At 66.9% G+C, this 14,065-nt stretch carries 13 protein-coding genes; 9 read left to right on the top strand and 4 right to left on the bottom strand.

What is annotated here, in order from left to right:
- The first annotated feature begins 28 nt into the window (after positions 1–28).
- Together QZL87_RS05990 and QZL87_RS05985 are read left to right on the top strand one after the other, a co-directional pair.
- Positions 29–751, top strand: coding sequence for a LuxR C-terminal-related transcriptional regulator (locus tag QZL87_RS05990; protein ID WP_295326767.1), 723 nt, complete (start codon positions 29–31; stop codon positions 749–751).
- 79 nt (positions 752–830) lie between these two features.
- Positions 831–1,787 (top strand): threonine/serine dehydratase, encoded by a 957-nt coding sequence (locus QZL87_RS05985; RefSeq protein WP_295325278.1) that lies wholly within the window; start codon positions 831–833, stop codon positions 1,785–1,787.
- Between the two features lie 5 nt (positions 1,788–1,792).
- Here QZL87_RS05985 and QZL87_RS05980 read toward each other — a convergent pair whose 3' ends face one another.
- Positions 1,793–2,578: a class I SAM-dependent methyltransferase gene (locus tag QZL87_RS05980; RefSeq protein WP_295325273.1), complete on the bottom strand. Its 786-nt coding sequence runs from the start codon at positions 2,576–2,578 to the stop codon at positions 1,793–1,795.
- A 91-nt stretch (positions 2,579–2,669) separates the two neighbouring features.
- Here QZL87_RS05980 and QZL87_RS05975 point away from each other — a divergent pair, with 91 nt between their 5' ends.
- The gene (locus QZL87_RS05975) at positions 2,670–3,923 is read left to right on the top strand and encodes a hydrolase (protein WP_295325269.1); all 1,254 of its coding nucleotides are present in this window, start codon (positions 2,670–2,672) and stop codon (positions 3,921–3,923) included.
- On the opposite strand, the gene QZL87_RS05970 is transcribed toward QZL87_RS05975, so the two are convergent.
- Positions 3,903–4,910, bottom strand: coding sequence for an alpha/beta hydrolase (locus QZL87_RS05970; RefSeq protein WP_295325264.1), 1,008 nt, complete (start codon positions 4,908–4,910; stop codon positions 3,903–3,905). The genes QZL87_RS05975 and QZL87_RS05970 overlap by 21 nt on opposite strands.
- Positions 4,907–7,477, bottom strand: a complete 2,571-nt coding sequence (gene acnA / locus QZL87_RS05965) for an aconitate hydratase AcnA (protein ID WP_295325261.1) — start codon at positions 7,475–7,477, stop codon at positions 4,907–4,909. Before acnA ends, QZL87_RS05970 begins: the two co-directional genes overlap by 4 nt.
- Positions 7,478–7,608: 131 nt before the next feature.
- Between acnA and QZL87_RS05960 the strand changes: the two genes are divergently transcribed.
- The 4 genes from QZL87_RS05960 to QZL87_RS05945 are packed head-to-tail and all read left to right on the top strand — an operon-like array spanning position 7,609 to position 10,699.
- Positions 7,609–8,649: an isocitrate/isopropylmalate family dehydrogenase gene (locus QZL87_RS05960; protein ID WP_295325258.1), complete on the top strand. Its 1,041-nt coding sequence runs from the start codon at positions 7,609–7,611 to the stop codon at positions 8,647–8,649.
- Positions 8,646–10,013, top strand: a complete 1,368-nt coding sequence (locus tag QZL87_RS05955) for an NAD-dependent succinate-semialdehyde dehydrogenase (RefSeq protein ID WP_295325253.1) — start codon at positions 8,646–8,648, stop codon at positions 10,011–10,013. Before QZL87_RS05960 ends, QZL87_RS05955 begins: the two co-directional genes overlap by 4 nt.
- A complete protein-coding gene (locus QZL87_RS05950) occupies positions 10,010–10,402 on the top strand; it encodes a cupin domain-containing protein (RefSeq protein ID WP_295325249.1) in 393 nt (130 codons plus the stop codon). The genes QZL87_RS05955 and QZL87_RS05950 overlap by 4 nt, the downstream gene beginning before the upstream one ends.
- Positions 10,403–10,699 (top strand): antibiotic biosynthesis monooxygenase, encoded by a 297-nt coding sequence (locus QZL87_RS05945; protein ID WP_295325245.1) that lies wholly within the window; start codon positions 10,403–10,405, stop codon positions 10,697–10,699. It abuts the gene before it with no gap.
- 171 nt (positions 10,700–10,870) lie between these two features.
- Here QZL87_RS05945 and QZL87_RS05940 read toward each other — a convergent pair whose 3' ends face one another.
- Positions 10,871–11,776 carry a LysR family transcriptional regulator gene (locus tag QZL87_RS05940; protein WP_295325240.1) on the bottom strand — a complete coding sequence of 302 codons (906 nt, stop codon included), beginning with the start codon at positions 11,774–11,776 and terminating at the stop codon, positions 10,871–10,873.
- 97 nt (positions 11,777–11,873) lie between these two features.
- On the opposite strand from QZL87_RS05940, the gene QZL87_RS05935 reads away from it, so the two are divergent.
- Both QZL87_RS05935 and QZL87_RS05930 read left to right on the top strand, forming a co-directional pair.
- On the top strand, positions 11,874–12,623 hold the full coding sequence (locus QZL87_RS05935; protein WP_295325236.1) for a sulfite exporter TauE/SafE family protein: 750 nt from the start codon (positions 11,874–11,876) through the stop codon (positions 12,621–12,623).
- A 167-nt stretch (positions 12,624–12,790) separates the two neighbouring features.
- Positions 12,791–14,056 carry an acetyl-CoA C-acyltransferase gene (locus QZL87_RS05930; RefSeq protein WP_295325232.1) on the top strand — a complete coding sequence of 422 codons (1,266 nt, stop codon included), beginning with the start codon at positions 12,791–12,793 and terminating at the stop codon, positions 14,054–14,056.
- The last annotated feature ends 9 nt before the right edge of the window (positions 14,057–14,065 follow it).

Here is a 14,065-nt window from a genome sequence, read left to right as displayed (position 1 = left end):
CCCCCGACGGAGGGGATGGGCCTTGACGATGCAATCCGCACTGACCGAAATGATCGGCGCCATTGGCGAAGACGGCTTCGTCGCCGTGGCCGCCGAGGGCTTGCGCGGCGCCATCGGCTTCGATCTCGCCGCCGCCATCCTCCACCGCGCAGACGCGCGCGCGGAAATCCTCTTCGACGGCTTCGCGCCCGCCGGGTTTGGCGAAGGCCTCGCCAACTATGCCCGTCACACGCACGGGATCAGCCCGATGGTGCATCCCGTCCCGCGGCTGGGCGCCGTGCGCGCAAGCGACTTCGTGCTCGACGGCGATACCCGGAGCGATGCCTATCTGGTGTGGACCGACGAAGAGGAAATGGGATTCCGCACCCTCGGCTGGCCCGAACGGTGCGAGGAGATCGGCCTCTATGTCGCGGCATGGAGCGGCGTCGTCGAGCTCAGCTTCTATCGCGCGCGCGGCCGGGCCTGCTTGTCGTCCGAAGACTTGCTGGCGCTGGGCGAATTGTCGGGACCGGTGGCTGCTGCTTTCGAGCGGCACGGCCGCTTTTCGCGCCCTGCCCCGGTATCCGGGGTCCTGTCGGCGCGCGAATGCGAAGTATATGAGTTGATAATCGCAGGCTGTTCGAGCGAAGCGATCGCGCTCCGGCTCCGGATCAGCCGTCACACGGTCAAGGATCATCGCAAGCAGATTTTCCGCAAGCTCCGCGTCGGTTCGCTTGCCGAGCTGTTCGCGCAGAGCCGCCGCGCCAATTGACCCCTCCCGGGAGGGATGGTCCGGTGGCACGGAAACGGGCACGCCCGCACCATCACGCAATGGAAGGATGGAGCGCAGCATGGACCCTTTTTTCGACCAGATCCGCGAGGCGCATGTCGCGATCCGGCCTCAGGTTGCGGTCACGCCGCTGGCGCCGAGCCCGGTGCTGTCGAAGCTGCTCGGTTGCGACGTCTCGCTCAAGCTCGACTTCCTGCAACCGACGGGATCGTTCAAGATCCGCGGCGCGACGAACAAGGTCCGCACCCTCGATGACGACGCGCGCCGCCGCGGCGTTCTGACCGCCTCGACCGGCAATCATGGCATGGCGGTCGCGCGCGCGGGCGCCCTCGCCGGGGCGCCGGTCACCGTCTATGTAGGGAACGACGCGCTGCAGATGAAAATCGACGGCATCAAGGCGCTCGGCGCCGAGGTGGTGGTGATCGACGGACCGGCGGGTGACGCCGAACTCGCGGCGCGCCGCGCGGGTGAGAAACAAGGCCGCACCTATATCTCCCCCTATAACGATCCGGCCGTGATGGCGGGCCAGGGCACGATCGGCATCGAGATCGCCGAACAGGATTCCGATCTCGATGCGGTGTTCATCGCGGTCGGCGCCGGCGGATTGATGGGCGGCGCGGGGACCGCGCTGCACGCGCTGCGCCCCGGTATCGAAGTCGTCGGCGTCTGGCCCCAGGCGTCGCTGTGCATGCTGCGCGCATTGGAAGCAGGCGAGATCGTCCCGACACAGGAGTATCCGACGCTTTCGGACGGCACGCTCGGCGCGATCGAGCCCGGATCGATCACATTTCCGGTGTGCCAGAAGGCGATCGACACGCGGATCGTGGTCGAGGAAGGTGAAATCGCTGCGGCGATGAAGCGCATCGCCGAAACCGAACGCTGGATGATCGAAGGCGCGGCAGGCGTCGCCTTCGCGGGGCTCGTCCAGCAGGCCGAACGCTATCGGGGACGCAAGGTCGCGGTCGTGCTGTGCGGCCGCAACATCGCGCTCGACCTGTTTTTGCGAACGGTTTCCTGAGCGGTTCAGCCAGGCGCGCGCGCAATGTACAACGGCGTCTGGAAAACACGCTCGAACCGCTCACCACGTTCGTACAGCGCCTGCTCTTCGACTGCATCCAGCCGCGCTGCGCGCACCGCCGGCGGCAACTGCCGCACCGCCGAGAAGGTGGCGAAGAGCGCGCGGAGCGACGCGGGCGTCACCGCGATGCTGCGCTCCAGCATGACATGCTCGATCCCGGCCAGCCCCGCCGCCGCCAGCTCACGCATCCGTGCCGCGGTATCGAGCGAATAATGCTGGTCCGACATCATCGAGGGCGGCCGCGCCAGCCCGTCGAACAAGGCGTCGAACAGCCGGTCGTCACCCGGCTCGCGAAAGACGTTCCACCACATCGCGAAGACGCCGCCGGGTTTCAGCAACCGCCGCACGTCGGCGAGCGCCGGTTCCGCCTCGAGCCAGTGAAAGGAGGTTGCGGCGACAATCAGGTCGAAGCGCCCATCGCCCGGCACGGCGGGACCAAAGGGCAGGGTTACAACCTCGAGACGCGCCTCGCCCCATCCGCAAAGATGCCGCGACAGGTCGGAATCGGGTTCAACCGCGATGACGCGCGCCGCGCCGGCGTCGAGCAGTTCGCGTGTCGCCTGCCCTGTCCCCGGCCCGATTTCGAGCACGTCGGCGCCCGCCGCGAGCCCGCCGCGTTCGGCGAGAATGGCGAAGAGTTCGTGCGGATAGTCGAGCCGACCCGCGGCATAGCCCGCCACATCGGCGCCAAATGCGGTGGCGCCCACCGCGCGATCCAGAGTTTTGCTCATCATCACTCCCTTCCCCTTCATCTAGCTTCGCCATTCTGTCCTCTTGCTGTCGCGACAGCGGGGTGAAAGCGGGATCTCATAGAAACAGGTCATGACGATCATCGACATCAGCCGCGACGAAGCCGAAGCCCTCGCCTGGATCGACACCCTGGGACCAACCCTCCTCGACCGCACGCTCGCATGGTCAGCGGTCAATTCGGGGAGCTTCAATCTCGCCGGCCTCGGCCACATGGCAGAACTGATCGGCGGCGAGATGGACCGGCTTGGCGGGACGGTCGAACTTCGCGATCCCGCTCCCTTCGCTTACCCCGATGCGCGCGGCGACCTTCAACCGGTGAAGCATGGCCGCAACCTGCATTTCCGCCGCGACGCGGCGGGGGCCGCCAACCGCGTGCTGCTGGTGGGTCACATGGATACGGTGTTCGCGGCCGATCACCCGTTTCAGACCCCGGGCTGGATCGACGAGCGCACGGTGCGCGGCCCCGGCGTCGCCGACATGAAAGGCGGCATCATCGTGATGCTGACCGCGATCGAGGCGCTGTCGCAAACCTCGCTCGCGGATCGGCTTGGCATCGAAGTGATCGTCAACGCCGACGAAGAGGTTTCCTCGGTCGGGTCCGAACCTCTGCTCGCCGAAGTCGCGGGGCGCTGCACCGTCGGCCTCGCCTACGAACCCTCGGCGACGCCCGAAGGCGTGCTCGCGGGAGCACGCAAGGGCTGCGCCAATTTCGCCGCGGTGATCACGGGGCGCGCCGCGCACGCCGGGCGCAATCCGCAGGATGGCCGAAACGCGATCGTCGCAGCGGCCGAACTCGCGGGCCGCATCGCCGGGCTGACCGGCGCGCGCCCCGATCTTACCGCGAACCCGGCGCGCATCGATGGCGGCGGGCCGGAGAATATCGTCCCCGACCGCGCGGTGCTGCGCTTCAACGTCCGGCTCGCGAATCCCGCCGATCAGCCGTGGCTGCTCGAGACGCTGAACCGGCTGGTCGATGAAATCGCGGTGCGGCACGATGTCGCGATCGCGCTGCACGGCGGCATCCAGCGTCCGCCGAAGCCGATGGACGCCCACCAGCAGCGCCTGTTCGACCTCGTCCGCGACTGCGGGGCGGCGCTCGACCTCGACATCGCCTGGCGGGCGACGGGCGGCGCCTGCGACGGCAATAACCTCGCCGCGCACGGGCTCGCGGTCGTCGATACGCTCGGCGTGCGCGGCGGGGCGATCCATTCGGACCGCGAATTCCTGATCGTCGACTCGCTCGTCGAACGGGCGAAGCTGTCGGCGCTGCTGCTGATGCGGCTCGCGCGGATGGAGCAAAGCTTCTCAGCGCCGCGCGGCGAGTGACCCGAAAAAGGCGAAGGTCCGCCGCAGCGCGAGCATATTGGCCTCGCGCGTCGCTTCGGGCGTCGCGCCCGTCAAGCCGTGATCGACGTCGGGGATGAGCAGCAGGTCGGCCTTGGCGCCGACTTTGCGCAGCGCCGTCACCATGGCTTCGGACTGCGATACATCGACCGTTTCGTCCTTCGTTCCGTGGATGAGCAGCATCGGCGGCGCATTCTTTCCGATCCGGTGAAGCGGGCTCGCGTTGCGCGCGATATCCCGGCAAAGCGCGGGGTCGCAGCCGAGCAGTCCCGCGACATTGACGCTCGGCACATGTTCGAGGTCGAACACGCCGTACCAGAGCGCCGCGCCCTGCACGCAATCGTCGACGGCGGGCGCCTTCGTGCCTTTCAGCGCGTTGATCTGGCTCCGCGAAAGCCGGCCGGTCGAGGGCTGCGGATCATATTCGCGGGCGCCGCAGGTGACCGCGGCGAGCGAGGCGAGATGGCCGCCCGCCGAACCGCCCCACAGATAGACGCGCGACGTGTCGACCCCGAGCGCGCCGCCCTGCGTCCGAAGATGGCGGATCGCTGCCTTCACATCCTGGATTTGCGCCGGAAAGCGCGCCTCGCCGCTCAGCCGGTAATCGAGCGATGCAACGACGAAACCGCGCGCGGCAAGCGAGGCGAGCACGGCAGGCCAGTTCGCATATGCCCCCGACGTCCGCGCGTCGCCGCGGCTCCATCCGCCGCCGTGGATCCAGAGCACCGCGGGGCGCGGATTGCTGCGGTCCCGCGGAGCATAGATATCCATGCGTATCGGGCGGAAGCCATCGAGATTCGATATCTCGACCTGCGGATAAGCGACGACGTCGCCGGGAAAGGCGACCTCGGGCTGCGGAAACACATCCTCGCGCGCGCTCTTTTCCGAAATCTCGGCCTCGACCGGCGGTTGGGCCAAAGCGGGGCCGGCAAGCAGCAGGGCGGCGATCGCCAGACCGATTTTCATCATGCGACTTTCTCCACAACTTGGCCAAGCAGGTTTTGCAACAACGCGGGCAGCATGCCGCCGCGCGTCAGGATGTCGCACTCGGCCCGCGTGTCTGCCGCCAGCCGCGCGGCATATTCGTGCGCGCCGCCGCGATCTTCGATGCGCATCCGGATCACCGTTCCCGGTTCCAGCGGAACCGTGGCGGGAAAGTGAATGAGCGCATCGGGCGACAGGCTCCTGAGCGCCAGCGCGTCGTCGCGATCGACGGTCAGCGGAAGCACGGCCATGTTGATCAGGTTGCTGCGGTGAATGCGCTCGAAACTCGATGCGATCACCGCGCGCACGCCAAGCAACTGCGGCCCCTTGGCGGCCCAGTCGCGCGAAGACCCGGTGCCATAGCGATCGCCCGCGACGATCACGAGCGGCATTCGCTCGGCGGCGTAGCGTTCCGCCGCGTCCCACAGCGTCATCTCCTCCCCGCCCGGGGCATGGACCGTCTTTCCGGGCGCGATCTCCGCGCGCAGCAGGTTTTCGATCGAGGGATTGGCGAAGAGCCCGCGAACCATCGCCTCCCAATTGCCGCGGCGCGCCGCGAAGACGTTGAGGTCGCCGGGCGTTTCGCCGCGCTCGATCAGGTAACGCGCCGCCGGAGTGCCCGCCGGGATCGCGCCCGCGGGCGAGATATGATCGGTCGTGATGTCGTCGCCGAGCACCAGCAGCGGCCGCGCCACGGCGCCGTCCAGCGCAGGCCGTGCGTCGGCGCGAACGAAGGGAGGCGGACGCAGATAGGTCGAGCCCGCATCCCATGGGAAGAGCGCGCTGTCCGGCGCACCGAGCGCCGCCCACGCCGGGTTCGCCTCGGCGGCGTCATAGCGGCGCTGCACGTCGTCCGGCGCCCGCGCGTCGGCGAGCACACGGTCGATCTCGTCGGGATCGGGCCAGATGTCATCGAGCGTGACCGGCCGGCCGTCACCGCCGCGGCCGAGCGGATCGCGCAAAATGTCGCGCGCCGCATCACCCGCGAGCGCGAAGGCGACGACCATCGGCGGCGACAGGAGAAAGCTTTCGCGCACCTCGGGATGCACGCGCCCCGGAAAATTGCGATTGCCCGAAAGCACCGCGACCGGCACGACACCGGCCGCGATCGCATCATACATCCGCGGCACGAGCGGCCCCGAATTGCCGATGCAGGTCGTGCATCCGACGCCGACGATGCCGAAGCCGAGCTCTTCCAGCGGCTCCATCAGCCCGGCCCGGCGCAGCAGCGCCTCGGCGGCGGGCGATCCCGGCGCGAGCGAGGTCTTCACCCAATCGGGTATCGTCAGTCGCGCCGCGACCGCGTTGCGCGCGAGCAGACCCGCGGCGACGAGCATCCGCGGGTCGCTCGTATTGGTGCAACTCGTGATCGCGGCGATCGCGACCGCGCCCGCGGGAACGCCGCCCGCCGCGACCCCCGCGGTGATGAAATCCACGGCCTTGCCGGCGTCGCGCAAATCCTGCGGCCGCGCCGGTCCCGCTACCCCGCGTACGACATCGCCGAGGTCGATCGTCACCACCTCGGCATATTCGGGCGCGGCGGCCGGATCGAACCACAGGCCCTGGCGGCGGCAATAGCTCTCCACCAAGGCCAGCATGCCCGCCGGGCGGCCGGTCTCGCCAAGATAGGCGATCGTCCGCGCATCGACCGGAAAGAAGCCCGTCGTCGCGCCATATTCGGGCGCCATATTGGCGACTGCCGCGCGCGTGTCGGCCGACAGCCTCGCGACGCCGGGACCGAAAAATTCGACGAAGCGCCCCGCGACCCCATGCGCGCGCAGCCTTTGGGTCACGAGCAGCGCGAGGTCGGTACCGAACACGTCGGCCGGCAGCTCGCCGGCCAGCCGTACCCCGACGACTTCGGGCACGCGCAATATCACCGGCAGGCCGAGCATCGCCGCCTCGGCCTCCAGCCCGCCGACGCCCCAGCCGAGCACCCCGATGCCATTCACCATCGGCGTATGGCTGTCGGTGCCGATCAGCGTATCGGGCGCCGCCCACGCCTCGCCATCGCGCTCTTCGACGCGCACCACGCTCGCAAGCCGCTCGAGGTTCAGCGTGTGCATGATGCCGGTGCCGGGCGGGTGGACGGTCAGCTTTTCGAAGGCACCGCTCGCCCACTTCATCAACCGCAGCCTTTCGGCGTTGCGCTCGCGCTCGCGCGCCATGTTGAGCCGCGCCGCGTCGGGATCGGCGAAATGGTCGACCGCAAGCGAATGGTCGGTCGAGACGTCGACCGGCACGACCGGATCGATTCGCGCGGGATCGCCGCCCTTTGCAGCCAGGACGTCGCGCGCCGCGGCGAGATCGACGAGCGCGGGAACGCAGGTCGTGTCGTGCATCATGATCCGGCCGGGACGGAAAGGCAGCTCGACGTCGCTCCGCCCCTCCTCGATCCACGCCGCGAAGGCCGCCGTGCCATCGTCCCCGCCCGCGCGCAGCAGATTTTCGGCAACCAGCCGGTGAATTACCGGCATCGTCGCGAGGCGCGCGCCGAGCCGCCCGGGAAGATCGATAATGCGAAGTTGCCGCCCCGCTGCGGATAAAATCATGACTGCACCCTTGTGGATTTATGAGACTCCGCTGGATCGGTATATGATTTTTGTCAATGCAAAATGCAATTATTGCTCGACAGCCGGTGCGTGTCAGCGGCATGACAGGCTGGATGGTTCAACAGGCGCCCATGACACATATTCTCACACTTCCCGGCGACGGCATCGGTCCCGAAATCACCGAAGCCACGCTCGCTATCGCCCGCGCCGCCGGCGGCGACGCGATCCGCTTCGAAACCATGGACATCGGCCTCGCGAGCCTCGCTGCACAGGGGAGCACGCTTCCCGACGCGGTGTTGGGCGCGATCCCCGGCGCCGATGGCGTGATCCTCGGCCCGGTCTCGCATTACGACTATCCCGCGGGGCAGCCCAATCCGTCGGCGAAGCTGCGCACCCATTTCAACCTGTTCGCCAACGTCCGCCCGTGCCGCGCGCGCGAGGGCCTCTCGATCCTGCGCAAACCCATGGATCTCGTCATCGTGCGCGAAAATACCGAGGGCTTCTATGCCGACCGGTCGATGCACATGGGTCCGGGCGAATTCATGCCCGACGCCGACAGCGCCTTTGCGATCCGCAAGATCACCGCGCCCGCAGTCCGGCGCGTCGCGCGCGCTGCGTTCGAGCTTGCCGCCGAACGCCGCCGCAAGGTGACCGCGGTGCATAAAGCCAATGTGCTCAAGCTGACCGACGGGCTGTTCCTGCGCGAGGTCCGCGCGGTGGCGGCGGACTTCCCCGGCGTCGAACTCGACGAAGTGATCGTCGATGCCGCCGCGGCGCTGCTGATCCGCAGTCCCGACCGCTTCGACGTCATCGTGACCACCAATATGTTCGGCGACATCCTCTCCGACGAAGCCTCCGAACTCAGCGGAAGCCTCGGCCTCGGCGGGTCGATCAACGCGAGCGACGATATCTGCGTCGCGCAGGCGCAGCATGGTTCGGCACCCGATATCGCGGGCCAGGGCATCGCCAACCCGACCTCGCTGATCCTGTCGGCCGCGATGCTGTTCGACTGGCTCGGCCGGAAGCGCCGCGATGCGGCGCTTGTCGATATCGCACGGCGGATTGAGACGGCGGTTGAAATCGCGCTCGCAAATCCTGCGACGCGAACGCGCGACGTCGGCGGCCCGCTCGACACGCACGGCTTCACCGAAGCGGTGATCGCGGCGCTATGATCGCGACAATCGACCCTGCGACCGGCGAGACGCTCGCGCGCTTCGACGCCCATACCCCCGCCGAAATCGATGCCCGGCTCGAACGCGCGGCGCGCGCGCAGGACGCATGGCGGTGGCGCTCCGCCGAAGAGCGCGCAGCGATACTCCCGCGCCTCGCCGCTTTGCTTCGCGCCGAAAAGGACAGGCTCGCAGCGCTGATCACCTGCGAAATGGGCAAGCCGATCGCCGAGGCAGCGGCGGAAGTCGAGAAATGCGCACTCAACTGCGATTTCTATGCCGAACGCGCTCCCGCGATGCTCGCCGACGCGCCCGTCGCCGCGGCGCCCGGCACCACGCTCGCCTTCGAGCCGCTCGGCGTGATCCTTGCAATCATGCCGTGGAATTATCCGCTGTGGCAGGTCGTCCGCTTCCTCGCCCCCGCGCTCGCCGCGGGCAATGGCGCGATCCTCAAACACGCCGCGAATGTTCCGCAATCGGCGCTCGCACTCGAACGCCTGGTCGCCGAAGCAGGTTTTCCTGAGGGCTTGTTCGCGAACCTGTTCGTCGAGCCCGTCGATATCGCCGCAGTCATCGCGGACCCGCGCATCGCCGGCGTCACACTCACCGGCTCGACCGAAGTCGGCGCGATCGTCGCCGGACAGGCGGGCGCGGCGCTCAAGAAGCAAGTGCTCGAACTCGGCGGTTCGGACCCGTTCGTCGTGCTGGCCGACGCCGATCTCGAACGCGCCGCGCGCACCGCCGTGACCGCACGCTTCACCAACGCCGGGCAGAGCTGCGTCAACGCCAAGCGCTTCATCGTCGAAGCGAGCGTCGCCGATGCCTTTGCCGACCACTTCCTTAAGGGCATCACCGAGCTCAAGCTCGGCGATCCGCGCGATACCGCGACGACCCTGGGGCCGCTCGCGCGCGGCAATCTGCGCGCCGCGATCGACGCCCAGGTCCAGCGCAGCATCGCTTCGGGCGCGCAGCTCCGCACCGGTGGGACGATACCCGGCGGTCCAGGATTCTATTATCCCGCGACGTTGCTCGACCATGTCGCGCCCGGAATGGCGGCGTTTGACGAGGAAACCTTCGGCCCCGCCGCCGCGATCGTGCGTGCACATGATGCCGACGAAGCGATCGCACTCGCCAACCGCACCTGCTTCGGCCTCGGTGCCTCGGTCTGGACCACCGACATCGACCGCGGCAGATTGCTCGCGCGGCGGGTCGACGCCGGCGCGGTGTTCGTCAACGCGATGGTCGCCTCCGACCCGCGCGTGCCGTTCGGCGGGATCAAGCGCTCGGGTTACGGCCGCGAGCTCGGCGAGGCGGGAATGAAGGAGTTCACCAACATGAAGACCATCCGCGTAGCGGACGCCATATGAGCGCGCCGCAAATCCTCGTCCCCGAAGGACTGCCGGTCAAGGATCGCGGCAATGGCATCGTGACCACCCCGCTGGTCACCGCCGGGCGCGGCTCGAAATCGATGCTCAACGGCATCACCCGTATCGCGCCGGGCGCCGCAGTGCCGCTCCACGTCCACAATTGCGAAGAAAGCGTCGTCGTGATGTCGGGTGCCGGGACGGCCCATATCGGGGGCACAGACTATGTAGTGTCACCGGGCACAACGAGCTGGATTCCGCCCGAGGTGCCGCACTGCTTTATTAACGCCGAAGGCACCGAGCCGCTGGTCATCTTCTGGACCTATGCCTCGATCGACGCAACCCGCACGGTCATCGCGACCGGCGTCACCACGCGCATCGACGAGGAATAATTGGTTCGCGAAATCGCCCGTATCGAGATCAGCCCTGATGACGCGGCGGCGTTCGAAGCAGCGGCTGCGCAGGCTACCCCGCTGTTTCGCAGAGCGCGCGGTTGCAGTGGCATGGAGTTGCTTCGCTCGCACGAGATGCCCGGCCGGTATTGGCTAATGGTCGAATGGCGCACCGTCGAGGATCACCAAACATTCCGGTCTTCCCTTGATTTCGCCGCTTGGCGCGCGCTCGTGAGCCGTTATTTCGTCACGGCGCCCGACGTCGAGCACGGAATCCCCTTCGGCGTGGGATTCTGAGTTTCGGCTGGGAGCGAAGCGCCTGACTTCAGCACCGGGCCGGACAATATGAAACGGCGGACTTCAGGCGCCTTGCTGACGGACCGCTCGGCCAATACCAGCCCAGACCGCGGCAAGACCGCAACGGTTCGCCTGCGCCCGGAGGCCCTGCCGGGTACAGGACGACAGCTTTCAGGATTCTATGTCCAAACGGGCCTCCCGCGCCGAGAGGCGGTCGAACAAGGAGCGCGCGGGAGCGGTAAGGTCACGATCATCGCGGACACATAAGGACAAATATCGTGTCGCCCACGGGTCCGACAGTCTTGTCACCTTGATCCGGGCCGCTCGCCGGCAACGTATCGCAGCCGCCTCGGGTACGATTCCTATGCCCACGCCGACGCCGGCCATGTGGCAGATTCCGTCAAAGTTGCGGAGGCGAATGCGGGTCTTGGGCCTTGCCCCCATGCGAGAGGCCTGTGCGTCGATATGGTCCTGCAATGGTCCGCTGGTCAGGCCGACAAACGGATAGTCGAACAGCTCAGCAAAACTGACCTGTCGGCAGCCAGCCACCGGATGCTCCCCCGACGCCACAACGACCAGACGATCGACGGCGAAGGGCCGGAGGTGCAAAGCTCCCGTATCATTCGCGCTCGAGAGAACCCCGATCTCTGCGAAACCCGCGGCGACGCTCCTGACGATCTCGGCGCTTTCCCGCTCTTTCAAGTCGATATCAACTTGCGGGTTTTCCGCCATCCAAGGCGCTAATTTCGAGGGTAGCAATTCGCTCATCGAGGCAGTGTTCGCGAAGACGCGGACCGATGCGCGAAGGCCCTTGGCGAACTGCCCGATGTCGCCGCGCATCCGTGCCATCTGATGCAGGATTGCGCGGGCATGATGCGCGAGCGCTTCGCCTGCTTCGGTCGGCACGACGCCGCGTCGCCCACGGTTCAGCAAAGCGACTTCGCCCGTGGCCTCCATATCGCGCAGCCGCTCGCTTGCCGCCGGGAGCGACAATCCGACCTCGGCTGCGCCATGCGTGATGCTGCCCGCATCGACGACGGAAATGAACAGGCGAAGGTCCGTGAGGTCGAAACGCATGAAAATCCTGTAGCGCGGATTGAGCCTTCGCTCCAGCCGAAGTCACCACTCGGACCTTCCGCATTGTGAACGGATCGGCAATCGCTAGCTCGGCGCCATGTTCGACTATCCTGCTCCGCTGCTCATAGCCATCATCGCGACCTTTTTTGCCGCCGGGATCATAAAAGGCGTGACCGGAATGGGGCTGCCCACAGTTTCCATGGCTATATTGGGGTCGCTTCTATCGCCGCTGACCGCCGCTGCGATACTGCTGGTGCCATCCTTCGTTACCAATGCCTGGCAGCTCTCCAGCGGTCCGCAGCTTGGCTCGCTCGCGCGGCGTCTGTGGCCGATGATGATGATGATCCTATTGGGGACCATCGCGGGCTCGTTTTTGCTGACAGGCAGCGACACTCATATGTCCACGGCCGCCCTGGGCCTCGCGCTTTCAATCTATGCCGCCTACACGCTGCTCGCCAAGCCCTTCCATGTCGCCGCTCACCGCGAACGGTGGCTTTCGCCGATCATTGGCCTCGCGACTGGCCTTCTCACCGGGGCAACCGGCGTTTTCGTAATTCCGGCGGTTCCCTATATCCAATCACTTGAACTTGATCGCGACGATCTCGTGCAGGCCTTGGGTCTGTCGTTCACGGTCTCAACCGTCGCGCTGGCAATCGGACTGTCGTGGCACGGCGCCGTTCCGCTCGGAAATCTATTCGTCTCAACCGTTGCCATCGCGCCCGCCTTACTCGGCATGGCGGTCGGACAGTTCATTCGCACGCGCATCAGCCCCCCTCTGTTCCGCCGTGTCTTTCTCATCTTTCTCCTATTGCTCGGCATGGAAATGGCTTTCCGAAGCTTTTTCTGAGAAGGCTGACCGACATCGCAGAACGAGGAACGACCTACACCCCGAGAATGGTCGCGGCATCGCTGGTCGGCGGCAGGTGTAACCGAAACCGTGCATGAGCGTGTCTGGAAGGAGACAGAGCGGCGACAGCCGGCTATGTTTATGTCCCCGCCAGAATGAGAACCGCCATGCACCGTTTTTCGCAACCCGTTTTCGTCGCGGCCGGGCTCCGCACGCCCTTCGGCCGCGGCGGCGGCGCGCTCGCCAACTATGACGCGATCAGCCTCTCGGTTCCCGTCGCGCGGGCCATGGCTGATCGGGCTGAACCCGATCTTGTCGTTTGGGGCAGCGTGATACCGAACATCGGCTGGAGCAATATCGCGCGCGAAATGTGGCTTGATGCCGGGCTTAATCCGAACGTCCCTGCCTTCTCGGTGGTGCTCGCCTGTTCCACCAGCATGACGGCTGCATTCGCCGCCGCCGGCATGATCGGCCAAACCATCGACCTCGCCATGGTAGGCGGCGCCGAGGTGATGAGCCGCCCGCCGATCGCGCTGACCTCCGACGCGTCGAAGCGCCTTACGGACCTGTTCGCGCGCGATCCGGGTGCCGCCGTGGCGGCGCTGAACGCTCTCGAACTTCAGGATTATGTGCTGCCCCTCAAGGGATGGGCCAACCGGATTACCGGGCGCACGATGGGCGATCATATGGAGGAAACGGCCAAGGCGTGGCACATCAGCCGCGAGGCCCAGGACAGCTGGGCGCTCAAGAGCCATCAGCGCGCCGTCGCCGGATGGGCCGGCGGCTTCTTCGACGACCTTGTCGTCAAGCTGCCCGAACTCGAGCGCGACGCCAACCCGCGTGCCGATACGTCGGCCGGGAAGCTTGCAGCGTTGAAGCCCGCGTTCGACAAGACGAGTGGACAGGGCACGCTGACGGCGGGCAATTCCTCTCCCATTACCGATGGTGCGGCCGGCTGCTGGATTGCGAACGAGGCCGGCCTTGCCCGGCTTCCCGCCAGCACGCCCTATTTGCGCCTGGTCGATTACGAAATTGCGGCGGTCGATCATCATATCGAGGGACTGTTGATGGCGCCCTCCTATGCGATCCCGCGCCTGCTCGCGCGCCACGGCCTGCGATACGACGACATCGCTCTATGGGAGCTTCATGAAGCCTTCGCCGCCCAGGTGCTGGCGAATGTCGCGGCGATCGAGGACAAGGCATGGATTCGGGCCAAGACCGGGCTCGACACCGACTTCGGCCTCTTCCCCTGGGACCGGGTCAATCCCAACGGCGGGTCGGTCGCGCTCGGGCACCCGTTCGGCGCGACCGGCGCACGCGACCTGAGCCAGGCGGTGAAGGAACTCTGGTCATATCCCATCGGATCGCGCGCGCTCATCAGCGTCTGTGCCGATGGCGGTCAAGGGACGGTCGCCCTGCTCGAGCGGGTTTGAGCGTTCGGG

This window comes from uncultured Sphingopyxis sp., assembly GCF_900078365.1.
Taxonomy (GTDB): domain Bacteria; phylum Pseudomonadota; class Alphaproteobacteria; order Sphingomonadales; family Sphingomonadaceae; genus Sphingopyxis.
This window is presented reverse-complemented; position numbering and strand designations above follow the sequence as displayed.